This is a genomic window from Dysgonomonas sp. HDW5A (genome assembly GCF_011299555.1).
In the GTDB taxonomy this organism is placed as follows: Bacteria; Bacteroidota; Bacteroidia; order Bacteroidales; family Dysgonomonadaceae; genus Dysgonomonas_A.
This window is the reverse complement of the sequence record NZ_CP049857.1, coordinates 2,858,572-2,883,925: the sequence shown is the minus strand read 5'-3', so window position 1 is coordinate 2,883,925 and position 25,354 is coordinate 2,858,572. Positions and strand designations below refer to the sequence as shown.

Below are 25,354 nucleotides of genomic sequence, written 5' to 3'. Positions count from 1 at the left end.
TTTGGTTTGCGTGCCCTGCAAAGTAACAACCACACTTACTCTGCCTGTCTAATACCCTCGAAGGGTAATTACAGCACAAGGTATAAACATATCAAACAGGTTATTCGTTCATCAATTTCTGAAATTCATCAATATATTGCCCAACATGTACTCCGTCGACCAGTGCATGATGTACATGAACAGACACCGGCATCGAACGTTTGCCGTTGGTTTCGGTCATTTTACCAAATGATATTTTAGGACAACTGTCTTGTCTCGAAAAGTTACGTGCATGAGAAAGGGATGTAAAATTGATCCAAGGCACAGCCGAATAATGTATGGCATTAACGGCAGCACAAAGATCTATTCCCGTGCTATTGCGAACCTTATCGATAACCTTCGAAGCCTCAGCCGCAAATTGGTCGTAATCTTCGTGAAAATCCATGTGGCTGAATCCGAAGGTACCGTTCGGACGGTCAACCGTAGATTCAGGATCAATGACATCATAGAGATATACATCATTCTCCTCTAAACGATAACGGAATGCTTCTACTCTGTTTGCTGCCAGTGTCGATTTATGGAGATAGTACAAAAAGAAAGATGTTTTCAATTCTTTAGCTCTTTGATAAGCATTCGTACAATCGATATTCACACAGACGCCGTAAAATGGTTCGTCAAAATTCTTGAAAAATAAGTAATGGTCTTTTCTTACCCAGTTTTCTATGTCTATTTTTTGTTTCATTGTATCAAGTAAGGAAGTATTTCGGTTATTTTTTCTATTCTTAATAAGTTAGGGTGTATCACTTTATCCTCGAGCTTTTCGTGTGCCCATGTGCTGTGAAAAGGCACGTAAGCAGCATGCCCTTCGAGTTCCAAAACAGGGACAATATCGGATTTGAGTGAATTGCCTATCATCAGGAAATTTTCGGGTTTACAATCGAGATTTTTAAACAGCTTACAATAGTCGTTTCGTTGTTTATCGCTCATTATTTCGATATGATGAAAAAAGTGTTCCAAACCCGAAGCTCTGAGTTTACGTTCCTGATCGAGTAAATCGCCTTTGGTTACTACTACTAAACGATATCTTCCACTAAGCATCTTCAAGACTTCGTTGACGCCATCGAGCAGTTCGATAGGTTTCAGTAAAATTTCTTTACCTAAATCGACTATCTGTTGAATTACTTTTGGTTCAATCGTATAATTTGAGATTTTCAAAGCGGCTTCCACCATCGACAAGGTAAAGGCTTTTACTCCAAATCCATAGATAGACATATTATCTACTTCGATCTTAAGTAATTCTTCCGAAATCTTCTCATAAGGTAAATGCTCTTCAAGTAATTCACGAAAGCGATATTCGGTTTCATCAAAATAGGTTTGATTTACCCATAAGGTATCATCTGCATCAAATGCAATTGTATCTATATTTTTCATTTAACAGTTAATTTCTTTAAAATACAAAGAGCCACAAAAGAGCTATAAAACTACCGACAAGTGCTATAACAACGAGCACTCCTACAAAAAGCAGCACGTAGTCGGAAAAGTTACTTTCTTTAACTTCTTCGTTCTTTTGAGGCTTTTCATCCTCCGGTTTTTCTTTATTTTCGCCAACCACTAAAGTGAAAGCCGACTCTACAAGTATTTCGCCTGCTGCTTTACCAACAGATTCCAATAAGTCATCCATATTCTTTACTTATATAGATTAGTATTCATGCGAATCAGTAGTCGATTTGTTTTGTTTAATGTTCTATTAAATTGTCTTTTTACTACGCACAATCAAAGATTGCTTGTATTCCTTTTACCCAAAGCCGCAAAAGGAATCAAAAAGGCTTTGTGCTGCGTGGCTCACCTGTCTGACTTAAGCTTACAGGCTAAACTAAACTTATTGCCTTTCGGCACGTTTAGTTTTACGCCTGTTTCGCTTGTCAGCCAACGGCTGTGCCTCTGATGCACTAGGGCTGACGCACGCAAATAGCTTTTGTCCGTCAGGCTTCCGACCTTGGCGTTTGCACGGGGTACCCGTAGGATGAAGAAAGCGTTAAGAAACAAAAGGAGATCAACGTCTAAATGTTTTTCTTTTGTTTTAGCTTTCGAGTCCGTAGCGGGTCGGGCAAAGAGGCTCAGTCTTGATCTTTTGTTTCGTTTTGCATCAAGGCAAAATGAAAAACAAACCCAAAGGGTGCGTTAGAATAATAGAACATATAATCCCAACTACTGATGGACATAATTCATACAAATATAAAGATTAAGGGGTATTTATAAAATATCCGACCTTGATAAAAAGCAAAAGAGCACCCGAAGATGCTCTTTTTATATAATCATTTCAGTTTTATTGCAATACTTTTACCATACCGGCACCCTTAATATTCTGCTTGGTAATTTGTGGATTGCCTTTATAAGCAACATTTCCCTTGCCTTTGATATCGATGCTCAGTTTATCTAAAACATTGACCTCGATATTGCCGCTACCTTTGATATTGGCTTCCATTTCATTGACAGCAAGTCCCGCAGCTTTAACGTCTCCCGTTCCCGAGATTTCGATTTTAGCTTTATGAACCTGCCCCGACATGTCCATATTTCCGGCTCCTTTCAATTGAAATTCGGCTTTATCGTACACCAGATTATCAGCGGTGAAATTACCCGTACCTTTCATTTCGATCTTCAGTTCGTCTCCGGCAATTGCTCCCTGCAATTTGATATTCGATGCCCCTTTGCTCTCGATATATTTCAAACTGGGCGAATTGGTATAAATAACAAAACGGCTTGGATTGATGCTTTCTTTGGCTTTAACAGTCAGCGAGCGTCCTTTTACCTTCACGTCGATAAGTGGGATAATATTGTCATCGGCTTCGATACGCAGATAAGCGGCCTCATCGGGTTTTGCATTATATACAATATCAATAGCTCCTTCGACTTTTATCTCGCTATAAATTTCAACGGGAATTTCGTGACTGATCACATTTCCGTCACCTTGAACAGTTTTTCCCTTACACGATGTCAGAGCCAATGCGGCTACACAACATATATATACCAATGTATGTATTGTTTTTTTCATACACGTACGATTTAAATTTGTAATGAATATGTTTTGTAAATTATTTTTTCTCTCCAAGCTCCCTGCCTGCATGTACATAAGACATATCTCCCATCGATTGCACACTAAATTTACCGTCACGGTAAGTTACTTTGCATACAGCCGCATTTTCGAGATGTCCTTTAAGAAGCTCCTTTCCTCCTAAGTTTTGCAACATACAAATAATACTCATACCATGAGCTATTACAAGTACATTTTTATCTTTTCCTTCGGATGCTTCTTGGGCTGCAATTTCGCGCAAAGCTTTTTGTGAACGATGTTCAACCTGTTCGAAAGTTTCAGCCAATCCCATATGATCGAGCTTACTTATCACATCCAAAGCTTCTTTGTTTGATATCTTTCCATGAAATACATCACGATACATATCTTCCATCTTCACATATTGAAGAAAGAGTGCTACATTTCCCCACATTTTCGCATTAAAATCGGACTCGAAGCTACCAAAACACGCCTCACGAAATCCGAAAACTTCATTGATCGACAGCTCTGTTTGTCCATGCTCACCCAATACCACTTCTGCTGTTTGGCGAGTACGACGCAAATCGCTCGAATAAACTGCATCTAAACGGATATCGCGTAATCCTGCACCCAAAAACTGTGCAACTTCTATTCCCTCAGGTGTAAGAGGCGAATCGCACCATCCTTGTACACGATCTAATGTATTTAATAATGTTTTACCATGTCGGGCAATATAGAAAGTAATTGTTGAACTCATAATCAATGTATATATAGTAAAAAAATCTTTTCCTCTACGAGATTTGAGACTCTCGATAGATCATTGCAAAGGTAACTCTTTTTTGTCGGGCATGAAAAGAACAAGTTCAATAAACAACCCGATCTTTGTTTATAAGGTTGCTGAACTCTTTATTGCTCGGGTAACTACAGAGGCTCAGTCTTGATCTTTTGTTTCGTTTTGCATCATTATCTATTTTAGTTATTTATCTTTATCCTCACAAATTAAGAAAACATGAAATTTTCGCACATACACCACGTTGCCATCATCTGTTCGGATTACGGGGTGTCTAAAGATTTTTATACCCGCATATTGGGATTCGAGGTTATTCACGAAACGTATCGTGCCGAGCGTCAATCGTATAAACTGGATTTAAGGATAGACGACAGGTCTCAGATCGAGCTATTTTCGTTTCCCGATGCCCCCAAACGTCCCTCTTACCCCGAAGCTCAGGGTTTGCGTCATCTGGCTTTTACGGTCGAAAACATAGAAAAAGCCGTTGAATATCTCAACAGCTTTGATGTAAAAACCGAACCTATTCGCACCGACGAAATCACAGGTAAACGATTCACTTTCTTTTTCGATCCCGATGGATTGCCTCTCGAGCTATACGAAATATGATTCATCTAAATCAAAAAATTACAGTGTTAATCTCTGATTAAACGACATGGCATTATAATAGAATTGGGCTATTGTTTTTAATCATTAATTTTCAATAGATATACAATAAGAATTGGAAGAATAGCTCCTATTACTGAAAAAACAAGACTAGCTATAAAAAGATCGTTGGTCTGTGTAAAATTCAAAGTTCTGGCAACATACCCTCCTCCTAATGATCCAAAGCCTGAAACTAATATCCGAATCAATAATTGCTTATAAGTATTTTGGCGAGTAATTATCCACGCACCAAATCCGGCAAAAACTCCTATACCTATAAAAAGAAATAGATCTCTCATATCTTATACCGATTTTATTGTCATATAATCTGATTTACGAAAAAAAATAAAGCTGATAATTAATTGCAAACTATCAGCTTTATCTAAATTAAAGGACAGAGCCTAATTCTATAAATTAATTATTTGCAGGAATTGCAAATAGCGTATTTTCGCTCCATCCAAAAAACAATCCATTAAAAGTAATCGGGCTACTAGGATCTAAACCATTTGAATCAACAACTGATGTTGTTAAGTAGTAGGTTTTGCTTGACGCTGAAGTATTTCTAATAACCGAATCACCAATAAGTAAATGATAATTAGGACCCGGATAACAAGCTACAGAAATTAACTTTCCAGCAGTAATATCCCCAGATCCAGATCCTGTCGGAGTGTCGGACCAATTGAATCTTAACCATATTCCCTCACTCAATATATTGCCACCGGATTGGTATGTTTTCAAAGCCCTGTTAAATCGGATCAATTGTTCTAGATGTATAATCCACGTTGAATTGGCAGGTAAAGTTACACTTATTCCACTATTAATATTTGGTCCTAAAGGTCCATTATAAGATGTTCCACTGGAAGACGGAAACAAGGGAGATTTAAGTATGTTTGGCTGAGTCCACGAAGCATTACCGCTGGCATCCGATGTTAATATTTTACCAGCCCCTGGAGTACCACTGCTTATTTGAAGTGCTCCCGATACGGTAGTCGGGGTAGCTAAAGTCAGTCGGCTTGCTCCCGTGATATTTGTAGCTTGGGTCAAAGCACCTCCCAATTGAGTAGTTGTTCCGTTCATTGTCAAACCATTGTTAGCAGTAGTTACAGTAGCAGCAGGTAATGTACCCCACGAAGCATTTCCGCTGGCATCGGATGTTAACACCCTACCAGCCCCTGGAGTACCACTGCTTATTTGAAGTGCTCCCGATACGGTAGTCGGGGTAGCTAAAGTCAGTCGACTTGCTCCAGTGATGCTTGTGGCTTGGGTCAAAGCACCTCCCAATTGAGTAGTTGTTCCGTTCATTGTCAAACCATTATTGGCAGTAGTTACAGTAGGTGCAACCCACGTAGCATTTCCGCTGGCATCGGATGTTAACACCCTACCCGCTCCGGGAGTACCACTGCTTATTTGAAGTGCTCCCGATACGGTAGTCGGGGTAGCTAATGTCAGTCGACTTGCTCCCGTGATATTTGTCGCTTGGGTCAAAGCTCCTCCTAATTGAGTAGTTGTACCGTTTATTGTCAAACCATTATTGGCAGTAGTTACAGTAGCAGCAGGTAATGTACCCCACGAAGCATTTCCGCTGGCATCGGATGTTAACACCCTACCCGCTCCGGGAGTACCGCTACTTATTTGAAGTGCTCCCGATACGGTAGTCGGGGTAGCTAATGTCAGTCGACTTGCTCCTGTAATGCTTGTGGCTTGGGTCAAAGCACCTCCCAATTGAGTAGTTGTTCCGTTCATTGTCAAACCATTATTGGCAGTAGTTACAGTAGCAGCAGGTAATGTACCCCACGAAGCATTACCAGACGCATCAGACACCAAAACCTTTCCTGCTGCCTGATTTCCATCTACATATCTCAATGTATTGGCTCCAGTTATTTGAGTTAACCCGGCTACGTCTAAATATACGCCTGATGCAGGAGCTGTTTTACCGATACTCACACGTCCGGGAGTAGAGTTGGATGTGCTTGTAATTCCAAATAGAGCATTACCAATATTCATCTGGTTACTGGCTGTAGCAGTAGGGGCTTGCGCATTTGTTCCTATAATAAGATTGTTGCCTCCTGTTGTTAAATCAGAACCGGCATTTAAACCTATCCCAATATTATCAGAGGCTGTAGTTCTTAATAATGCCGAAGAACCTAAAGCTGTATTATAATTCCCTGCTGAATTGTTTAGCAAAGCGTTCCATCCTATTGCGGTATTGTTATTACCCGATGTGTTTCTAAAAAGAGCAACAGAGCCCATAGCTGTATTTTGACTTCCGCTAGTTACTAATTGGATAGCACCATTACCAACTGCCGTGTTTCCCGAAAATGAGTTAGATGCAGTACCCCGCAATGCAGCAGCCCCTATTGCGGTATTGCTACCCGAAGTTGTTGCTGCATACTGCATCGCTTGCGACCCCACTGCTGTATTTAAACTACCGGATGAACTGACAGATTCTAATGCCGAGGCACCCACTGCGGTGCTAGAGCTTGCTCCACCCGAACCTTTCCCTACAGTTATGCCATTAATGACAGCATCCTCTCCCACTACTGTGAGTTGAGCATTGTTTGTTCCTCCGTTGATAGAAGCAATGGTATTTCCACCAATAACCGTTTTAGCTGTCAGGTACGAATCATCGGTATTCAATGTCGACGGCAGTGCAGTCCCCACTTTGTACCATGGATTTGAACTGGCTACAGCAGAAGAGGTAAATGGCTGCCACAAAGTTCCGTCGAAATAGTAATAACCTATCTGAGTTATCTTTGCTGTCTTGGTCGTTGTAGATCCCGATAAGTCTGTAACATATACAATTGTACCCGTTTGAGGTAATGCGTATTGTGTATCCTTACTTATTATTTGAGTACGTGTCAATCGGGGTGCAATAAATCCTTCAGCCGTTGACGCTCCCGTAGTGGTAGGCATCACATCCAATGTTGCTTTAGGATCTTCGGTATTTATACCTACTTGTGCATATGTTATTCCACCCGTTAGAAGTAAAACTCCGATAGATAAAATTTTTCTTTTCATATTTTTTAAATTATTTAGTGCTCTTGTTAAAACTTAATTAAACATTTATTATTAGTGTGTTGAATTTCGATGTTATCAGTTCTGCAATAGGTTAAGTCGCCACACATCAATCTACGCTGACACATGGCACCAACGGATTGATTTCTAGAGATATTCAATTTATTTTTATAAGGTTTGTGAACATAAAAAAAGCAATGACATGTAATCACTACACACCATTGCCGGACATAGTTATGCCCTTGATAAGTTTTAGCTTCGTGCCAATTATAAACGACAACACTAAACAAATCAGTTACACGATAAATCTTATCGGCACAACTATTTATGAATTTATTGGGTAAATATAAAACTAGGAATACACCACATGAGTCATCGTGACGCATCTGGATTTTTTTGCCAAAACCGGCTATAAATAATAGTACTAGAGTTAAATTACTCTTCTCTCTCTCTCTCTCTCTCTCTCTCTCTCTCTCTCTCTCTCTCTCTCTCTCTCTAATATTTCAACACACATAGCCAAACCTAAATCGTTAAAATTTAGATTATTATTTGCAAATATGTTTGTTAAACCGTATGTCATTTTCTTATCAATGCTTACTATTAGAGAGGCAAATATAATCAATATTTTTGATTATCAAGTTTTCTCGAAAAATTCGAAATAAAAAAGTGCATATTTCTATTCTTAGTTGATATGCACTTCTTTCTCTATACAATATATAATGAATATTTAATATCCAATTGTAAAACGCTCGCGATGATGTTTAGGAGTCTCTAATTCATCTAACATGGCTTTAGCATAATCTTCAACCGATATTTTACTGTTACCTTTTTCGTCAACAATCAAATAGTCCTTTCCCAAACGGTAATTGGCAGTCCTTTCGCCCGGCTCTATAGTCCCCGCAGGAGAAAAGAACACCCAGTCCAATTGTTTTTCGGGTAGTAGATAATCGGTCAATACCTTAGCCAACGATTCTACTCCGGGTTTGATGGCATCGGGTATAACTCCCGATTGCAATACCGTTTTACCCGGTGCTACCAACAAGCTTCCTGCTCCGCCAACAACCTGCAAACGCAATACTCCTGCGTGTTTCGCTGCATCTATTATCGCCCTGTATCCTTTAAGTGTATCATCATAAATAGAAGGATTACTCCACCCCGGATTGTATGCACTTATAATAGCATCGGCTCCTTTTACTATTTCTTCCAGCTTTTTCACATCGGTTACATCTGCTTTTATAAGTTGAAGATGTTTGTTTTCAACTTTTACTTTTTCGGGGTTACGCACTACTGCTTTTACAGCGTATCCACGGTCTAGTGCTTCTTTAAGAAGTGCAGACCCAACAAAACCACTGGCTCCAATCAATACAATATTTTTCATAATCAATACATTTAATAATGTTTATGGAATGTCTCGATAAAACAAACTACAACTCAAAATAGATGATGGTCAGCCTGTTTTTAAATAAACATTAACACTACAAACCGGATATATAAAAAAACAATTGACCTCCCCCTTAGGAGAAGCCAACTGTTTATATTTTAATAATTAAAATAAGGTCTTAGACCCGATTCAATATTATTGTAATCTTTTCAATCTGTAAAGCAATTGTTGAAGAGCTTCATGATAGTCATCGATAATTGCTTGTGTAAATGCTTCTGAAAAATATTTACGTGCATCTTCAACCACATCATAAAATCCACATACATGATTTACAATATCTGCCGGATTTTTAGTTTCAGGAATAACGATAGTAATATCGCCTGCCATAGCATATGTAGTTTCAACCAAACGATCGGTAGCTTCCGTTAAACCTTCTAAAGCTTGGTCTAATGCAATATGTTTAGCATAACTACCAGCACCTGTTACATGCCAGTGATATAATTTAAGACTGTTATTGAAAGAAACCACTTTTCCTAAAAATGCACCTACTTCAGCAGCTGAACCGTTAAGTCCTTTTACTGCCTTTTCTTTTGCTGTTGTAGTACTCATAATTTATTGATTTAATTGTTTATATTTATTACTTATAAAACGTTCTGCGGATAGATTTGTTCATAAAAAACGCATTTTCATTTGTTAATTTACCTTGATCGCGAAACGACAAAAACACATTCAGCATATACTTCTCTAAAGAACAAAAGGTTACAGACAGATCGCTAAAAACATCAAATTTATTGATAATGCCATAATATTCATAGATGAGAATACTGCTTTTACTACCATATAGACAAATATAACAAAATAATTTTGAAATGTCAAGATTTAGCAGAGTTCTTTTCTCTGCTTTCTTTATTACGGAATAAGCAGGAAATACCAACGAAAAAAATTATATTTACAATTCGATATATAACAGAACAAAAGCTTATGCCCATCAGAAATGCAGAGATAACTGATAGTCAAGCCATCAGAGATATGTTGGAGCAATTGGGCTACCCATTGACAACAAAACACGTACAAGATAAGCTCGAACTCCTATTAAATAGTATGGGGGATGCAGTATATGTATATGAAGATAAAAACCAGATTGTAGGTTTTATTACACTTCATTTTTCGATACAACTGGCTTTCGAAAAAAACTTCTGCGAGATAGGATATTTTGTTGTCGACAGCAATATACGCAGCAAAGGTATTGGTCGCCAACTCGAAGAAAAAGCCTGTCAGGTTGCCCTCGAAAAAGGTTGTGACCATATAAATGTATTCAGCATGGCACATCGCAGCGATGCCCATCGTTTTTACGAACGACAGGGATACACTCACATTCAAAGATTTTTCGAGAAAAAGTTATAAAATAAATAACATTCAGAACAACGTCTAACTAAACAGTTTCTTTTACTTATGAATCACGATATTGAAGTCTCAAACACCATATTGATGGTTTATTCGGTTCCCGTTTTTTTACTCCTTATAGCAGGAATAATTGTAACTGTACTCGGATATGCTAAAGAAAAAAAAGTATTAAAACTGGCAGGCTTTGTTATCGTAGCAATCGGTTTTCAGTTATTGCTCATAGAGTTAGCAATAGCTCTGTATTTTAATTTTATAATTTCTTTGTCATAAAATAACTAAAGGATGAATCCGCAGGAATGCATTCAGACATCGATATTTTCAGTAAAAATCGTTATCATAAAATCTTATAATTCGTTCTATTATGGATAGTAACAACAGCCTGGAGATGCTAAACTCTATTTTAATGGTTTATGCCATACCATTCAGTATTATTCTACTGGCAGGTATAGTAGTTCTTATTTTGGGTTTTGCGAAGGAAAAAAGAGGTTTCAAGATAGCCGGCCTGATTATAGCTGTTACAGGCTTCAAACTATTGGTATTATTAGGATGCATGGCTCTGTATATGAAGTTTATTGTATCTATGATGCCACACAACACATAAAATCAAGACTTTATTATCCTAGCATCAGCTTTGCACATTCGTAACCATGATTGTAAAAATGAATCAATACGTTTGTGTTTTTCTCTATCCTATTGATAGTCATAGGCTCAATCGGTCTTATAACGATAGCCTTGCCTTGCTGTTCTAATTCTTCGACACGCTCGAGCTGCTGATTGTATATTTCGTTGCGACGATTGATCGCATTACGCATTTCGGGATATTTTTTATAAAAGAAACGGGGTAGTTTCAATCCGGCCTCTTTTTTACGATAACCTGCATTACGAGTCAGTATCACCAGCATTTTATCATATCCTTTTGTCAAACAACGCTCAACAGGGATAGAATCACACACACCACCGTCTAACATAGGAGTACCATCAACATAACATACGGGAGAGAATAAAGGCATACTGCTCGAAGCCTTCAGTATTTGTAATAGCCGCTCGTGATCCGAATACTCTTCCATATACTCTGCCTCTCCTGTTAGACAACTGCTGACAATCATCTCAAAACAGATTCCCGCAGATGCATACGCATCAAAATCGAAAGGTAATATTCGATTTGGAAAATCATCAAACAGCAAATCGAAGTCCAAAAAGTTGCCTTTTTTCAGGTAATGCTTCAAGCCTATGTATTGAAACTTATCCAACAATTCGATATTACTGTAGCGAGCCCTGCCCCGTTGCCCCGAAACATAGGATGCTCCGTTGCACGCTCCGGCCGACACGCCTATCACATACGGAAAACGGATATCGTTATCCATCATCCAATCAAGTACCCCACAGGTAAAGACACCTCTCAATGCCCCTCCTTCGAGTACAAGCCCCATGTTGGCTATATCTAATTTTGCTGATTTTGATTCTTTAGTTATCATAGTGTCGAATAGATACAAAAATACAAAATGTATGGAGAAACAAGCAACATTTTATCAGATAATAGATATACCTGCAAAAAAGAGATCACTCCGGAAGCGACCTCTTTTATATTTTTACTTGATAATACTAAATTACAGCGTCTTCAATTTCATATTACGCCACAAGACCTTGATACCTCCGCCATCATGAATCTGCAGAGCAATACGTCCCTGTCCCGCTCCTATTTTATCATCTTTCAGACTGATCATTTCCTGTCCATTGAGCCATGTAGTCACACTGTCTCCCTGTACTTTTATGCGCATGGTGTTCCAATCGTTTTCTTTCAGAATAGTTTCTTTCTCATCGGGTATCTGTGCCAACCAGCCACGACCGTACGACTCATATATACCGGCTGTATCGTGTCCTTTTGGAGCAACTTCTACCTGCCAACCGTTTACTTTAACAGTGTCGGCAACAAAAGATCTAAAAAACACTCCCGAATTACCGTCTGCCTCTTGCTTAAATTCTACGGTAAGGTCAAAATCATCGTAATAGTCACGTGTAGCCAAATAACCGTATTGCTTGTCGGGTCCACTCTCGCAAATCAACAGACTGTCTTTTACATACCACAATTCGGTACCATATTTATCCCAGCCTTTAAGATCTACTCCGTTGAACAAATTGACCTCTTTCGTTTTACGAGGCAATTCTTTTATTTTGATATTTCGAAACGATGCAGGCGAACCATGGTCTTGAAGACAGATCACACCTTTTTTGGATAATCCGTATTCAGGAGCATGCGCCCACTTTCCACTGTTTTTACGTTCAAACCAATCGTCAGTCCAAGCTTCAAATTCGAGGATTTTTACACCATTGAGCCAATGTTCGACATGACCGTTGTCAAATACTATTTTAGAGTTGTTCCATTCTCCATAAGGATTTACTTTCATCAACGATGTATCGGGTAAATGCATTGCATAATCCACTCCCAGCTTCTGCCAATCTTCCAATGGTTCAGGAAAATTAGGTTCGTCAATAAGTTGGTATTCGGGACCCGTTACATAAGGTACATTAAACTGAGGACGTTCTACAACGTGATATATCATACCACTGTTTCCACCTTTCGACAGTTTCCAGTCCCAAGACAATTCGAAATTTTCATACTGTTTGTCCGTTACAATGTATCCGCTGGCATCGCTACCATCACCCTTTGCCTGAATGCATCCATCCACTACATGCCAAGGCTGAGTAAGGTCGGTACCGTTGTAGTCACGCCATCCGGCCATTGTTTTACCATCAAACAAAAGCTCCCATCCATCGGCAATCTCTTGTTTTGTTAATGTATTTTGCTCTTTAGCTCCGCAGGAAGTAAATAATGCCGAAGCTGCAATACTCAGAACAAACATGCTTTTTAAAGCTGTCTTTTTCGAAATAATTTTCATCGGTTAAGATTTTAGTTAATACAAGTTTAGGTAAAGATAATAAAATCTGATGGTTGCAACTAATCAAAAAAAAGAAAGAGTAGGCTGAGGCAAAAATTATTTTATCCGTTTCTCGCTTCGAATTCTGAATATTTATGCCTTTTTCCGATATTTAAACAACGTCTAAAATTAGAAATATATGTTTCTTTTTTGTACCTTTACAACAAGGATGGATCAATAAGGTCATAAGTCTTTTTATTACCCATCCGGATATAACTATGATTGTAAGTGATAACTTTAAAGCATCGCATTAAAGTATAACTTTTACTTAATTAGAAATTATGGATAAAAAAACAACTCTATTACTAGTTTCGGTGGCGATAGCAGCAGGTACTGCTGCATTGGTAGTGTATGGTCTAAAAAAGAAACAAGAGAAGAAAAAGAAAATAGCCATTCATTTCATTTAAATGGTCATGTTTCTTATTCATTTGCGAAAACAATAGCTGATTGTCACCATGAAGTATCAGCAATAAACAGTGTGAATTCGCTCAAATAGTACGTGTATAAATGTGTATAAAATACAAACCTGCTCTTTTTATTTAAAAGAGCAGGTTTCTTTATTATAAAGAATCTTTTCATAAGAGAATAAGCATTACAATACGTGTCATTAAGTGAGCTATAATTGCACATTCGAGACCACGTTTTATATACATAAATCCGAAGCTAATACCAACCACACTATTTGCCAACAGAATGTAAAGGAAAAGCATAACCGGAGTTTCGATTTAGCTTTATTCATTCGAATCAGTAGTTGATCTGTTATGTTTAATGTTCAATTTTTCTAACGCACCCTATGGGTTTGTTTTTCATTTTGCCTTGATGCAAAACGAAACAAAAGATCAAGACTGTGCCTTTTGCCCGACCCGCTACGGACTCGAAAGCTAAAACAAAAGAAAACATTTATCATTGATATCCTTTTGTTTTTTAACGCTTTCTTCACCCTGCGGGTACCCCGTGCAACCGCCAAGGTCAGGAAACCTGACGGACGAAAGCCACTTACGTGCGTCAGCCCTGGTGCATCAGTGGCGTAGCCGTTGGCTGACAAGCGAAGCGGGCGTAAAACTAAACGTGCCGTAAGGCAGTGGGTTTAGTTTAGCCTGTAAGCTTTAGTCAGACAGGCGAGCCACGCAGCACAAAGCCTTTTTGATTCCTTTTGCGGATTTGGGCAAAAGGAATACAAGCAATCTTTGATTGCGCGTAGAAAAAAGACAACTAAATTGAACATATAATCCCAACTACTGATTGACATTATTCATACATTATTCATAATGCTATATTAAAAGAAACACTTCGACAACTGATAAATTGCAATAGCCGCTACAATCTCCGAAAATAGCAATGCTGCCACAAAACCCATTATCCCCTTAGCACCACTTATATTACAAGAAACGGAGAAAGCCTTATATGCAAGGATCACAAACCAGATGGCAGCAATCATAGAGACAGCCAAAAACGAAAAGAACACAATCCATTGCATAACAGTAATTTCCGAATAACTCTGAGCAAGTAAATTTTGAGTAATAATTATATTATAATCATACACACCGGGAATAAGTACCGCTAATGAAATCAATATAAATGGTGTACGTGCCAACGTTACTGTTCCGGCAACATCTATAAACCGAATAGATGACTTACTAAGCAGACGCCCTGTAAGATACAGTGTCACAATAAATATAACAAGAGCAATTGAAGGAACAAGTAGTGCTCTCCCCAAATTGACATTATCGCTGAAATGGGCATCCACTACTCCATCAAACACCATATTGCCGCAATACGCCAATAATATCGAAACCACAAATACCACTATACCTATCAATAAGGCTTTACCTCCGGCTATACGCACAAAAGGATTAATCAACAACGAAAGAACTTCTTTATTTTTCATACTGTATAATTTTTTCGATTACTTCATCCAATAAGTTACGTACGGTAGGGTAACTCAAATTAAGGTCTTTAGCCATATCTTTAAGGCTTCCGCTATTTTTCATAAACTTCAGAATAAACTCCTGATCATCCGACGAAAGGCGAGCCAATACGGGCAGATCATACAAGCCGATAACTTCGGTATCGCAATTCTCACATTTCAAACTCTTGACTTTTAGCTGCGCCTGACAGCTGGGACATTGACTAGGTAATTTCATAATATTTCATTTTTACGATACAAACGTAATATATTTTTTAATATTATTAAAATAAAAATAAATATTATTCAATAATAAATAAATTATAGTCAACAAATACCAATATTATACATACTGAATAATTATTAATTTTAGCTAGAAATAGTTGCGCATATAAACGACGATTCGTTTTTTTGTATCTTTGTCACAATCAATTGATCAAAAATTATTTATGCAAAAAAAGCTGATTCCGTTAAGCATTCTTATTATAATACTGGGACTTGTTGCTCTGATTATCTACCTTTTAAAATCGGACAATAAAGACGAGCGTACGATTGTATCGCATACTATGGTGGTGCAGCAAATCGAAGAAATGGGAAAACTGGAGGTCGTAAAGTATAACATACAAGACATGATGGAATACGAAAAAGTACGTCAGTGGCTGCCTAACTCCAAAGCAACATTGAAAATTGTAGGTGAAGTAATTGCCTGCGTAGACCTTACCATTGTAGGAGAAAACGATATTGTAACTCAAGGAGACTCTATAAGCCTGATGCTCCCCTTTCCCGAAATATGTCATTATAAAATAGATCATTCGCGATCGCGTGTATATAATATGGAGTATGGATTATGGGAAAGTGCCGAAATAGTTGAAGACGCTTACAAGAATGCGGAACAACAAATTTATCAACAGGCTCAAAATATGGGTATCGAAGAAGAAAGCCGTGAAAATACGATCAAAGTGCTTACACCTATACTTCGGGCAATGGGATTTACAAAAATATACATCGGTTTTAAATCGCCCGATAGTAGCTCGAATCCCGAACGATCAAAAATTAATCTGCATTAATATTACAGAACTATTTAAATACATAAGTAAATAGTTTTTATTTTTAACTAGCCTCATCAGATAAATGCTGCAAATAACATTCCCAACGTGGGACAGAGACTTATTTCTCTACCTCAACAGCAAACATAATCCATGGTTCGACCCCATTATGTATGCAGTCAGTACTTATACAGCCTGGATGCTGATATGTATATCGATTATTGTATTTATGATATACCGCGACAGGATATGGGGTAAACGTGCAGCCGTTTTTATGCTCATGGGTGTTGCCATGAATAGTATTACGAACAACATTATTAAAATACTGATTATGCGCCCCCGCCCATCCAACGAACCCGATTTGCAGGATATTATTCACCAGTTAGGCGATCCCGATAATCATTACAGCTTTTTCTCGGCACATTCATCCAACTCGATATGTCTGGCATTATTCAGTACACTATACTTTAGAAACAAATACTACGGAATCGTTATCTTCGCATGGGCTATGACAGTAGCTTACAGCCGCATTTATGTAGGCAGACATTATCCGCTCGACATTATATGCGGTATTTTGTTCGGATTACTCACCGGATGGATTTCAGATTGGTTATATCAAATGTATCGCAATAAAAAAACAAGCCAGAGTATTAATTAAAGGATCAACCTTATTTATACTGCAATCTCTCGAATCAGACAATGAAAAAAATAGTTATTCTCACTTTTCTACTCCTCGCTGTACTTTGTGCCAAAGCACAGAGCAGCTATAAATATGGAGTCGTCAACAGAAATAACGAGGAGATTGTACCTATAATATACAACCATATAGACAGCTTCAGAAATGGGTTTGCCAAAGTAACAAAAAAAGGGAAAGTGGGTCTTATCGACACTTCGGGAAAACAAACCGTACCGTGCCTATATGATGAAATAAAAGACATTGAGGATGGAATGGCTGTGGTCTCGAAAGGAAACAGATACGGAGTGATAAACACGGCAAACGATACTATTATACCTATCAAAAATTTATCTGTGACCAATTATTTCAAAGGTACGTTTCTGGTGTATGACAACTATTTGTTTGGTGTGGTCGATTCGACAGGAAAAGCGACTGTACCCTTCAGCAAGTCAATAGGAGTACCTTATTCGGGAGACAACAGATACATCATAATTACTCGCATGGACAAAAGCGAGCAGAAAATTATTGACAGAAATAACAACGATGTATATTCTTTTCCGGGTTACGGAGTACGCGATCTCAACAACGGATATCTAGGTATATGGAAAAAAACAGTTTCGGATCAGGCAGCCATGTATCTGAATATAAATTCGCCCGAAACAATCGTAACATACAAAATTGTAGACATCGCAGGAAACGAGATCAATCCCTCGTTAACGATGGAATATAATCTGGTATTTAATAATGGGCTGAGCCGAATATCCAGAGATAATAAAACAGGAGTCATAAATATAAAGGGTCAGCAGCTTATACCTTGCGAATATAGCCGGATCTACGATTTTAAGGATGGATATGCAAAAGTAAGGCAAGACACGTCTTTTTTATATGGGCCGAATAAATACGGAATGGTCAACGATAAAGGGAAGCTTATTATACCCTGCTTATATGATGGACTCGGAGAAGTAAAAGATGGCAAAATATTAGCTTTACTCAACCAAAAATATGGCTTTTTAAATACTTCCGGACAGACTGTAATAGCTCCTAAATACGATTTTGCACAAAATTTCGAAAATGGATATGCTATTGTTGGCAATAAAAATAAATTTGGAGTCATAGACCACAACGGAAAGGTTATTATACCTATACTTTATGACCAAATAAAAAATATAGACACAAACTACTTTATTGCAACTCAGAACCTACAATCGGGTGTTATAGATACCAAAGGGAACACACATGTGCCATTTGTATACAAGGCATTGAACAAGTTATCGAACTCTAATTTTATAGCCGCTCAAAAAGACAAATTATGGGGCGTGATTGATATGCAAGGCAACGAAATCATACCTTTCATTTATAATGAAATAGCATCTTATTCGGATGGTATGTTTGTCGTACAATCCTATCCAGCCAAATAAAAAGGCTCAAAAGTATCAATTATAATTGTCCTAAATGAAACACCTAATCTCCAATTTTTGATCGTTTTATACCTATATCCGGTTTTTTATAAAAAAAATTCTAAATTCTTCTGAACTTTTATTTTCAACTTGTGTTTTATAACTACAGAAGTTATCAAATATTTTAAAATAAAAGAATTGAAGAAAATGAAAAAGATTTATGTATTGGCAATTGCATTAGTATCAACATTATCATTTGTTGCTTGTGACGGAGCTAAAAAAGACGCAGATAAAACAGGTGCTGATGTTGAAAACACACTAGAATCGGCAGGAAACACTATTCAAACAACAGCTGACAGCCTAAGAGATGCTACAGATGCATCTGTAGAACAAGCAGGGAATAAAATCGAAGAAGGAGCTAAAGATGCAGTTGATAAAACTAAAGACGCAGCCAAAGATGCTGTTGATAAAACTAAAGAAGTAGTAAAAGATACTAAGAAAGATGTGAAAGATGAAGCATCTAAATTAGAGAAGAAATTGAAATAATTATCTCATATAGTTTACAATAAGTATAAAAGCCTTCAAGGGATTTAACCTTTAAGGCTTTTATTGTATTCTGGTTTTGTTAAAATTTCTGCTAAACAATTGTCGTAATTGCTTTGTTTATATAAGAAATGAGTATATTTGAATTAATAAACCGATTAGTATTAACACGATAAAAGAATAGAAACTATGAGGAATTTCTTATTAGGATTAGTTATAGGTGCAGGTGCTGTTTATGTGGCATCTAAACTGATAGATGATGAAAAAAGAAAGGAATTGTGCGATGAGTTTGAAAAAGCAACTGACGAAGCCCGTGAAAAAGTAAGACATGGGGTTAGATATGGCAGAGGAAAAGCTCTACGCATGGGTGTACGTGCAAGACAAGAAGTGAGAAGTGGCAAGAAGAAAATAAGCCAAGCTGCGGGTGATTTTGCAGGTAAATTATCAGAAGAATTAAGTGAATTTGAAGAGAAAGCAAAAGCTCATTCTTAAATTTATAAATTGTACAAATACAATAAAAAAATGCAAGTTCAACTATTGAGCTTGCATTTTTTATTTCACAATCAAATTACTCTCTCAACCTCAACACAATTCTAAGTTAATGTATTTCTGCTCTCAATTAAGAGAATTTCGTCCTTCCTCTATTTGCGGCATCATTCCTTTATCAAAAAGAAAATCACGTAAATCATTTAAAGAAGCTGTATAAACTCGACTATCAGATGATTGAGTATACTTTGCTGTATCTCCCACAATTGCGATTCCAAACATAGCCGACTCGTCGATAACAAGTTGTGACCTTGTTGTACGTTTTTTATTCAAGAATAATATTCGAGAACAATTCTCTCCCTGAATTTCTTTTTTGGTAAAAACAGGAACTTCTGTCATATTACCATGACTTTTGTTGTAAAGATTCAACTGATACTTATATTCGTAAACGGGATATCTGGTATTTACCGCGATACTCATATCTGACGAACGAGTCACCATAAATGACGAATTATCGACATAATACCCCTCAACTGCAATATAAGCATTGCTCTTTGTTGATGATAAGACCACCTCTAGAGGCTGTTCATGAAAATTTTGTCCAATTGCACTGAATCCGAATAAAAAGAAGAGTGCACTCCATAATACTTTGCGCATGATTTTCCTAGGTTTTTCATTAAATTTGTTAAAATCAGTATATAGTTAGTGTGCATGTATTTCATTTAACTGTATATTAGAGTATATTTTCACACAAATTCCATAAATAAAAAAGAAAAAATTATTTATTTAAATAAATTAACAAATTGACTCTTACAACATAACACAACGCAAGCCCTTGTTAATACTAACTCAGGCTTGCAAATTAACTAATTAAAAATTGTATATTTTAACTTTTATTTTTTGTGCCGATAAAAGAAAAAGCCAAAGCTGCTTGATCGGCAGGAAGACCTGAAGGCACTGAAACCTCAATTCCCTTAGCTGTTTTTTTCCAATTTACAGCCTTACCTGTTTGTAAAAAAATCATCTTTGAACCTTTTGCCGGTTCATTAGCATTCCAGACTATGGTCTTTGGTATAGGCTTTCCTTCTTCAAGATTTGTAATTGCATAAATTGTATCACCATCTTTACTTTGTGTGAACCAAGTTGCTCCATCCCGATAGTTAGGAGTAATACGTGTATTATAAATAGCCTCTCCGTTTTTGGTAGTCCAATCACCGATTTTAATCAAGCGCTGAGTCACCTCATCCGGAAGCGTTCCGTCAGGCTTCGGGCCTATTCCTAATAATAAATTTCCACCTTTAGCTACAATTTCTACTAAAGTATGAATAACCGCAGCAGGCGATTTATACTGATCGGTAGGAGTATAACCCCAATCCCAACCTAAGGTAATGCAGCTTTCCCACGGATTATCGAGTTGCATATCGGGAATACCGCGTTCGGGTGTCTGATAATTTTCGAATTCGCCGGGTACTGTACGATCTACAACCAACAATCCGGGCTGATAACTACGAGCCATGGCGGCAATCTTAGGCATATCTATATCCTGTGAACCTTTGTATGCACGACCTTGACGAGCAGCGTCTCCCTCACGGGCAGGACGTACCCAACCTCCATCGAGCCAAAGAATATCTATGTTTCCATAATCACCATTCATTAGTTCTTGAATTTGATTATAAGAAAACTCTTTAAATTTATTCCAACGCCACTTATTATTCTCTATATTATAATTAACGTTTCTGGTAGGGGTTGCATATCTGTCCCACCAATAATATTGACAATGCCAGTCGGGTTTAGAATAATATGCACCTATCATATATCCTTCGTTACGAAATGCATTGAAGACTTCTTTAGCTACATTACGGCGTGGATCATTCTTGAAAGCTCCGTTTGCTATCGAAAAATCAGTTTGTTTAGTATCAAACATATTAAACCCATCGTGATGCTTGGTGGTAAATACCGCGTACTTCATACCGGCTTGCTTACCAACCTTTGCCCATGAGGCCGGATCTAGTTTTGTAGGATTAAATTCATTGATAACATTCCAGTACTTACGTTTATAAGCATCATATGCAATGGTACTGTCGCGAGGAATCCAATCTTCTTCTTCGGCACATATCGACCAAGATTCTACAATTCCCATTTGAGAATATAATCCATAATGAATAAGCATACCGAATTTTTGATCCTGCCATTTATCGAGCTTTTCTAAAACTTTAGCATCAGTAGGAGCTGTATACGTCTCTGATCTGCCATGCGCATATGTCTGGGCTGAAGCCGTAGATACTGCAAGTGCAGAAAGTAGGAAGAGGGATAAAACTTTATTTTTCATTAATCGGTAATATTTAAGGTCTCAGACCTATTAAGTTATTGAGAGTATCTAATGATTTATTTCTGTATTTTAGAGGTATACCAAATATCATTCGGCACTAAAAGCAAAAGCCAGTGCAGGCTGATTGGACGGAAGCCCCGATGGTACTGAAACCTCTACACCTTGTGATGTCTTTTTCCAATTGACAGCCTTACCTGTTTGCAGAAATATCACCTTCGAACCTTTTGCAGGATCGTTTCCTTTCCATACAACAGTCTTAGGCATAGCTTTTCCTTCTTCAAGACAATGTATGGCATACATCTTCTTTCCGTCTTTACTTTGAGTAAACCAAGTTGATCCGTCATTATATATAGGAGTAATTCGCGTATTATATATTGCCTCTCCGTTTTTGGCAGTCCACTCCCCTATCTCAGACAGACGTTTTGATACCTCAGCCGGCAATGTTCCATCAGGAGCAGGTCCTACTCCCAATAATAAATTACCACCTTTGGCAACAATTTCACTCAGAATGGCTATCACCTTATAGTTACTTTTATATCTGTCATTTTTCACAAAGCCCCATGCTCCACCCAATGTAATACAACTTTCCCATGGATTACTCAATTGTTGCTTAGGGATACCGTTTTCGGGTGTCTGATAATTTTCGAATTCACCCGATACAGTTCTGTCTACGACCAATAATCCGGGCTGATAACTGCGAGCCATTGCTGCAATCTTAGGCATATCTATATCTTGCGAACCTCTGTAAAAATCGCCTTCGAGTCCTGCATCACCTTTTTTCGAAGGACGCACCCACCCGCCATCGAGCCAAAGAATATCCATACTGCCATAATTGCCATTCATCAATTCTTCGATCTGATTATAGGTATACTCTTTGAATTTATTCCATCTCCACGGATTTGCATCAATACTGTAACTTGGGTTACGGTCGGGCGTCGAATACCTGTCCCACCAATAATATTGCGAGTGCCAATCGGGTTTAGAATAATACGCACCTATCATATACCCTTCGTTGCGAAATGCATTAAAAACTTCTTTGGCTACATTCTTACGGGCATCGTTCTTAAAAGGCCCGTTAGCAATCGAGAAATCGCTGTACTTTGTATCGTACATATTGAAACCATCGTGATGCTTAGTCGTAAATACAACATACTTCATCCCGGCTTCCTTTCCCGATTTTGCCCATGAGGCAGGATCCAGTTTGGTAGGATTAAAACGATCGATGGTTGCCCAATAACGTTGTTTGTATTCGTCATAAGTAATGGTAGAATCGCGATTAATCCAATCTTCGGCACACAGAGTCCACGACTCAACTATCCCCAGTTCGGAATATAGCCCGTAATGAATAAGCATTCCAAACTTCTGATCCTGCCACTTATCTAGCTTTTCCAACACTTGGGCATCTTTGGGATATGTGTATGTCTCAGATTTTTCATGCACAAAAGTCTGTGCCCATGCCGAAGACAAAGTAGTTACCGACAAAAAGAGGGTCAATAAGGTTTTGTTTTTCATTTAATTAAATAAAATATTATAAAATAAAAATATCGATAATTGAGAATTGTTCCTAAACAAATATAGTTATATATATTATTTATCACAAATTGAAATATTCAAAACAGTAGTGAATTAGCCCGATTATAAATATGAATATGAAGTCATTCTATATTTTATAATATATAATTTATCTCCTCTTAAACAATGTATTATATCAACACATTAAAAGAAGTATTTTAGACATTAAGAAAACAAAAAACCAGTAAGGAATGTTATTAGTAATTAGAAATATCCTAATAATCACCTGTTTGGTATAATTACAATGTATGCAAGGAAGTTTTTCATCAAAAAATCCATGCAAAAAGCTATTTAAAAAGTATATGAATTACAGAATGTAGTTTTAATATTTAAACATTAATCCAGCTAAATTAAAAGATGAAGAAGATATTCTTTTTTACATTATTACTAACTTTCATATTTAAGGTAAATGCTCAAGTGGGTATCAACACCGAAACGCCTCAAGCAACATTAGATATAAATGGCGATTTAATTGTAAGGACTGCTAATACTCTGTCCAACAATGCATCTATAGTAGCGCGCAACAACACTTCGGGATTGGTGGGTGTGCTTCCTCAAATAAATCTGACATATACGTCTGTCGCCTCTGGTGCTACAGCTTCGCAAAGTATCACATCGCTATTTTATCCTGGAGCCGGTCATTTGATCGTAACAGCTAGTAATGGATGTAATAGATACATGACTGCAGTATTTAGTGTCGTAGTATCCAGTTCGGCTGATTTTGGTTTGTCGCTTGTCTATCTGAATGGTATGGCAAGAGAAGTTGTTGGAACAGCTACACGGGTTAACGCCTATACATATCAAGTAGTATTTCCCAATGTAACGACTTGTGCGGATGGTGGAACCGGCACTCAGTTCGATTTTACTATAAATGCAAGTGTTCCAGGTACTATCTCAATTACCAATAACGGAAATATTGCTCGGACCTATAATATTAAGATATCTCAGATCATTTAATTAGATATCAGTATAATAGCTTTTTTTTTAAAATAAAAGCATGTATTTTCGTTGATTGTTATATTTTTTTCACAAAATAGTTGATCTTTCTTAGTTTTTTATATTACATTTGCAGTCGAAAAGGTAATTATTCACGGATTTTCGTCAAAAAAACAGAAGAAAAAAATGAAAAAGATTGTTATGATCGCTTTTGTTGCTGCAGCTACATTGTCATTTGCTGCTTGTAACACTAAAACTGAAGGTGCTCAAGGTAGTGATGTTGATACTACAAAAGTAGAAACTCCAGCTGTTGATACAGTTGCTGTTGCTGACACTAGCGTTCTTGGAAAATACGAAGCATTAGTAAACCAAGCTCTTCCTTTAGTAGAAAAAGTACAAAAAGGTGACGCTGCTGCTTCTGCTGAGTATGCTAAAGTTGCTCAAGAAATAGCTAACTTAGGTCAAGATCTTCAAAAAGAACTTGCATCTATGACTCCAGAGCAAGCTGCTAAATTTGCTGAACTAGGCAAAAAATTTGCTGAAGCTGCTCAAGCTGGTACTCCTGCAAAAAAATAAGGAATACCCCTTAGCTAAGTTGTTTTAAACAAAAGCAAAAAAGACAAACCCTTTAGATTTCTAGAGGGTTTTTTAGTGTGCCTACATCTCAATTCGCTCAAGTGATTTGAGTATCGATAAAAAAAATAGCTGTTGCATTACAACAGCTATTTCCTTTATAAACTAAAGACTAAAATTAGAATTTAAATCCGTACCCCAAAGCTAAAGTAAAGCAATCTGCATCGCTAAACGTGTATTTAAGTTCGATATTGGCAAAACGGTTTCCACCCAATTCGTAACTACCACCGGCTCCTAAGTTGAAACCCCAGTCAGTAAAACTGGTAGAACCAAATTTCACACCATTGATTGTATTTCCAGAAAATCTTCCATTCTGCATAGCGATACCTGCTAATGGATATACTGAGATATTCTCTGCTACATTATCGAACACATAGTGTACATTTAGATTCACATCCAATCCTGTAACCTTGTCCTTTGGAAATATAAACATAACATCTGGAGCCAAACGTATTTTATCAGCAATCACATATCTACCTTGAGCTCCGATAAGAAAACGCCCGGGATCTGACTGCACTCCGATATTTCCAACAAGAGACTTTTCTCCTTTTTCACTTTGAGCAAATACTCCTAATGTACTGGCAACAAGTGCCACTGTCAATAATAATTTTTTCATAAATTTTAAATACGTGTG

Annotated in this window: 29 protein-coding genes; 12 read left to right on the top strand and 17 right to left on the bottom strand. The window is 37.5% G+C overall.

Going from position 1 to position 25,354, the window contains the following annotated elements; translation table 11 throughout:
- Window positions 1–100 precede the first annotated feature (100 nt).
- The 5 genes from G7050_RS12065 to G7050_RS12045 all read right to left on the bottom strand — a co-directional run bounded on the left by G7050_RS12065 (window position 101) and on the right by G7050_RS12045 (window position 3,785).
- On the bottom strand, window positions 101–721 hold the full coding sequence (locus G7050_RS12065) for a chloramphenicol acetyltransferase (RefSeq protein WP_166115704.1): 621 nt from the start codon (window positions 719–721) through the stop codon (window positions 101–103).
- Complete coding sequence (locus tag G7050_RS12060) at window positions 718–1,410, bottom strand: HAD family hydrolase (protein ID WP_166115702.1); 693 nt, start codon at window positions 1,408–1,410, stop codon at window positions 718–720. The genes G7050_RS12065 and G7050_RS12060 overlap by 4 nt, the downstream gene beginning before the upstream one ends.
- A gap of 16 nt (window positions 1,411–1,426) precedes the next feature.
- Complete coding sequence (locus G7050_RS12055; protein ID WP_166115700.1) at window positions 1,427–1,660, bottom strand: hypothetical protein; 234 nt, start codon at window positions 1,658–1,660, stop codon at window positions 1,427–1,429.
- A gap of 645 nt (window positions 1,661–2,305) precedes the next feature.
- On the bottom strand, window positions 2,306–3,031 hold the full coding sequence (locus G7050_RS12050; protein WP_166115698.1) for a head GIN domain-containing protein: 726 nt from the start codon (window positions 3,029–3,031) through the stop codon (window positions 2,306–2,308).
- Window positions 3,032–3,071: 40 nt separating this feature from the next.
- Window positions 3,072–3,785: a histidine phosphatase family protein gene (locus G7050_RS12045; RefSeq protein WP_166115696.1), complete on the bottom strand. Its 714-nt coding sequence runs from the start codon at window positions 3,783–3,785 to the stop codon at window positions 3,072–3,074.
- Between the two features lie 252 nt (window positions 3,786–4,037).
- On the opposite strand from G7050_RS12045, the gene G7050_RS12040 reads away from it, so the two are divergent.
- Entirely contained in the window at window positions 4,038–4,424 is a 387-nt protein-coding gene (locus tag G7050_RS12040; RefSeq protein WP_166115694.1) for a VOC family protein, read from the top strand.
- A 77-nt stretch (window positions 4,425–4,501) separates the two neighbouring features.
- Here G7050_RS12040 and G7050_RS12035 read toward each other — a convergent pair whose 3' ends face one another.
- From G7050_RS12035 to G7050_RS12020, 4 genes are all read right to left on the bottom strand, one after another.
- Window positions 4,502–4,759 carry a GlsB/YeaQ/YmgE family stress response membrane protein gene (locus G7050_RS12035; RefSeq protein ID WP_166115692.1) on the bottom strand — a complete coding sequence of 86 codons (258 nt, stop codon included), beginning with the start codon at window positions 4,757–4,759 and terminating at the stop codon, window positions 4,502–4,504.
- 115 nt (window positions 4,760–4,874) lie between these two features.
- Window positions 4,875–7,478, bottom strand: a complete 2,604-nt coding sequence (locus tag G7050_RS12030; protein ID WP_166115690.1) for a hypothetical protein — start codon at window positions 7,476–7,478, stop codon at window positions 4,875–4,877.
- 724 nt (window positions 7,479–8,202) lie between these two features.
- Window positions 8,203–8,853: an NAD(P)-dependent oxidoreductase gene (locus G7050_RS12025; protein WP_166115688.1), complete on the bottom strand. Its 651-nt coding sequence runs from the start codon at window positions 8,851–8,853 to the stop codon at window positions 8,203–8,205.
- A 198-nt stretch (window positions 8,854–9,051) separates the two neighbouring features.
- Window positions 9,052–9,465, bottom strand: coding sequence for a DUF5856 family protein (locus G7050_RS12020; protein WP_166115687.1), 414 nt, complete (start codon window positions 9,463–9,465; stop codon window positions 9,052–9,054).
- A 372-nt stretch (window positions 9,466–9,837) separates the two neighbouring features.
- On the opposite strand from G7050_RS12020, the gene G7050_RS12015 reads away from it, so the two are divergent.
- From G7050_RS12015 to G7050_RS12005, 3 genes are all read left to right on the top strand, one after another.
- On the top strand, window positions 9,838–10,260 hold the full coding sequence (locus G7050_RS12015; RefSeq protein WP_166115685.1) for a GNAT family N-acetyltransferase: 423 nt from the start codon (window positions 9,838–9,840) through the stop codon (window positions 10,258–10,260).
- Window positions 10,261–10,308: 48 nt separating this feature from the next.
- On the top strand, window positions 10,309–10,530 hold the full coding sequence (locus G7050_RS12010) for a hypothetical protein (RefSeq protein ID WP_166115683.1): 222 nt from the start codon (window positions 10,309–10,311) through the stop codon (window positions 10,528–10,530).
- A gap of 91 nt (window positions 10,531–10,621) precedes the next feature.
- Window positions 10,622–10,861: a hypothetical protein gene (locus G7050_RS12005; protein ID WP_166115681.1), complete on the top strand. Its 240-nt coding sequence runs from the start codon at window positions 10,622–10,624 to the stop codon at window positions 10,859–10,861.
- A gap of 13 nt (window positions 10,862–10,874) precedes the next feature.
- Here the strand turns inward: G7050_RS12005 and G7050_RS12000 are convergent, their stop codons facing one another.
- Both G7050_RS12000 and G7050_RS11995 read right to left on the bottom strand, forming a co-directional pair.
- Complete coding sequence (locus G7050_RS12000) at window positions 10,875–11,735, bottom strand: patatin family protein (protein WP_166115679.1); 861 nt, start codon at window positions 11,733–11,735, stop codon at window positions 10,875–10,877.
- 132 nt (window positions 11,736–11,867) lie between these two features.
- Entirely contained in the window at window positions 11,868–13,157 is a 1,290-nt protein-coding gene (locus G7050_RS11995; protein WP_166115677.1) for a DUF1080 domain-containing protein, read from the bottom strand.
- Window positions 13,158–13,477: 320 nt separating this feature from the next.
- Between G7050_RS11995 and G7050_RS17940 the strand changes: the two genes are divergently transcribed.
- On the top strand, window positions 13,478–13,603 hold the full coding sequence (locus G7050_RS17940; protein ID WP_255493214.1) for a hypothetical protein: 126 nt from the start codon (window positions 13,478–13,480) through the stop codon (window positions 13,601–13,603).
- Between the two features lie 869 nt (window positions 13,604–14,472).
- Here G7050_RS17940 and G7050_RS11990 read toward each other — a convergent pair.
- Together G7050_RS11990 and G7050_RS11985 are read right to left on the bottom strand one after the other, a co-directional pair.
- A complete protein-coding gene (locus G7050_RS11990) occupies window positions 14,473–15,084 on the bottom strand; it encodes a hypothetical protein (protein WP_166115675.1) in 612 nt (203 codons plus the stop codon).
- Window positions 15,074–15,340: a DUF2089 family protein gene (locus G7050_RS11985; RefSeq protein WP_166115673.1), complete on the bottom strand. Its 267-nt coding sequence runs from the start codon at window positions 15,338–15,340 to the stop codon at window positions 15,074–15,076. Before G7050_RS11985 ends, G7050_RS11990 begins: the two co-directional genes overlap by 11 nt.
- Window positions 15,341–15,551: 211 nt before the next feature.
- Here G7050_RS11985 and G7050_RS11980 point away from each other — a divergent pair, with 211 nt between their 5' ends.
- The 5 genes from G7050_RS11980 (at window position 15,552) to G7050_RS11960 (ending at window position 19,256) form a co-directional block, all read left to right on the top strand.
- Window positions 15,552–16,169 (top strand): DUF4230 domain-containing protein, encoded by a 618-nt coding sequence (locus G7050_RS11980; protein WP_166115672.1) that lies wholly within the window; start codon window positions 15,552–15,554, stop codon window positions 16,167–16,169.
- A 64-nt stretch (window positions 16,170–16,233) separates the two neighbouring features.
- A complete protein-coding gene (locus G7050_RS11975; protein ID WP_166115670.1) occupies window positions 16,234–16,806 on the top strand; it encodes a phosphatase PAP2 family protein in 573 nt (190 codons plus the stop codon).
- Window positions 16,807–16,847: 41 nt separating this feature from the next.
- The gene (locus G7050_RS11970) at window positions 16,848–18,242 is read left to right on the top strand and encodes a WG repeat-containing protein (RefSeq protein ID WP_166115668.1); all 1,395 of its coding nucleotides are present in this window, start codon (window positions 16,848–16,850) and stop codon (window positions 18,240–18,242) included.
- A 186-nt stretch (window positions 18,243–18,428) separates the two neighbouring features.
- Window positions 18,429–18,767, top strand: a complete 339-nt coding sequence (locus G7050_RS11965; RefSeq protein WP_166115666.1) for a hypothetical protein — start codon at window positions 18,429–18,431, stop codon at window positions 18,765–18,767.
- Between the two features lie 186 nt (window positions 18,768–18,953).
- Window positions 18,954–19,256 carry a hypothetical protein gene (locus G7050_RS11960; RefSeq protein ID WP_166115664.1) on the top strand — a complete coding sequence of 101 codons (303 nt, stop codon included), beginning with the start codon at window positions 18,954–18,956 and terminating at the stop codon, window positions 19,254–19,256.
- Between the two features lie 123 nt (window positions 19,257–19,379).
- Here G7050_RS11960 and G7050_RS11955 read toward each other — a convergent pair whose 3' ends face one another.
- The 3 genes from G7050_RS11955 to G7050_RS11945 all read right to left on the bottom strand — a co-directional run bounded on the left by G7050_RS11955 (window position 19,380) and on the right by G7050_RS11945 (window position 23,091).
- On the bottom strand, window positions 19,380–19,907 hold the full coding sequence (locus G7050_RS11955) for a hypothetical protein (protein WP_166115662.1): 528 nt from the start codon (window positions 19,905–19,907) through the stop codon (window positions 19,380–19,382).
- Window positions 19,908–20,136: 229 nt separating this feature from the next.
- Window positions 20,137–21,579: an alpha-L-fucosidase gene (locus G7050_RS11950; protein ID WP_166115660.1), complete on the bottom strand. Its 1,443-nt coding sequence runs from the start codon at window positions 21,577–21,579 to the stop codon at window positions 20,137–20,139.
- A gap of 87 nt (window positions 21,580–21,666) precedes the next feature.
- The gene (locus G7050_RS11945; RefSeq protein ID WP_166115658.1) at window positions 21,667–23,091 is read right to left on the bottom strand and encodes an alpha-L-fucosidase; all 1,425 of its coding nucleotides are present in this window, start codon (window positions 23,089–23,091) and stop codon (window positions 21,667–21,669) included.
- 417 nt (window positions 23,092–23,508) lie between these two features.
- On the opposite strand from G7050_RS11945, the gene G7050_RS11940 reads away from it, so the two are divergent.
- Complete coding sequence (locus G7050_RS11940; protein WP_166115656.1) at window positions 23,509–24,108, top strand: hypothetical protein; 600 nt, start codon at window positions 23,509–23,511, stop codon at window positions 24,106–24,108.
- 165 nt (window positions 24,109–24,273) lie between these two features.
- Window positions 24,274–24,663 carry a hypothetical protein gene (locus G7050_RS11935; RefSeq protein ID WP_166109438.1) on the top strand — a complete coding sequence of 130 codons (390 nt, stop codon included), beginning with the start codon at window positions 24,274–24,276 and terminating at the stop codon, window positions 24,661–24,663.
- 175 nt (window positions 24,664–24,838) lie between these two features.
- On the opposite strand, the gene G7050_RS11930 is transcribed toward G7050_RS11935, so the two are convergent.
- On the bottom strand, window positions 24,839–25,336 hold the full coding sequence (locus G7050_RS11930) for an outer membrane protein (protein WP_166115654.1): 498 nt from the start codon (window positions 25,334–25,336) through the stop codon (window positions 24,839–24,841).
- Window positions 25,337–25,354: the final 18 nt, after the last annotated feature.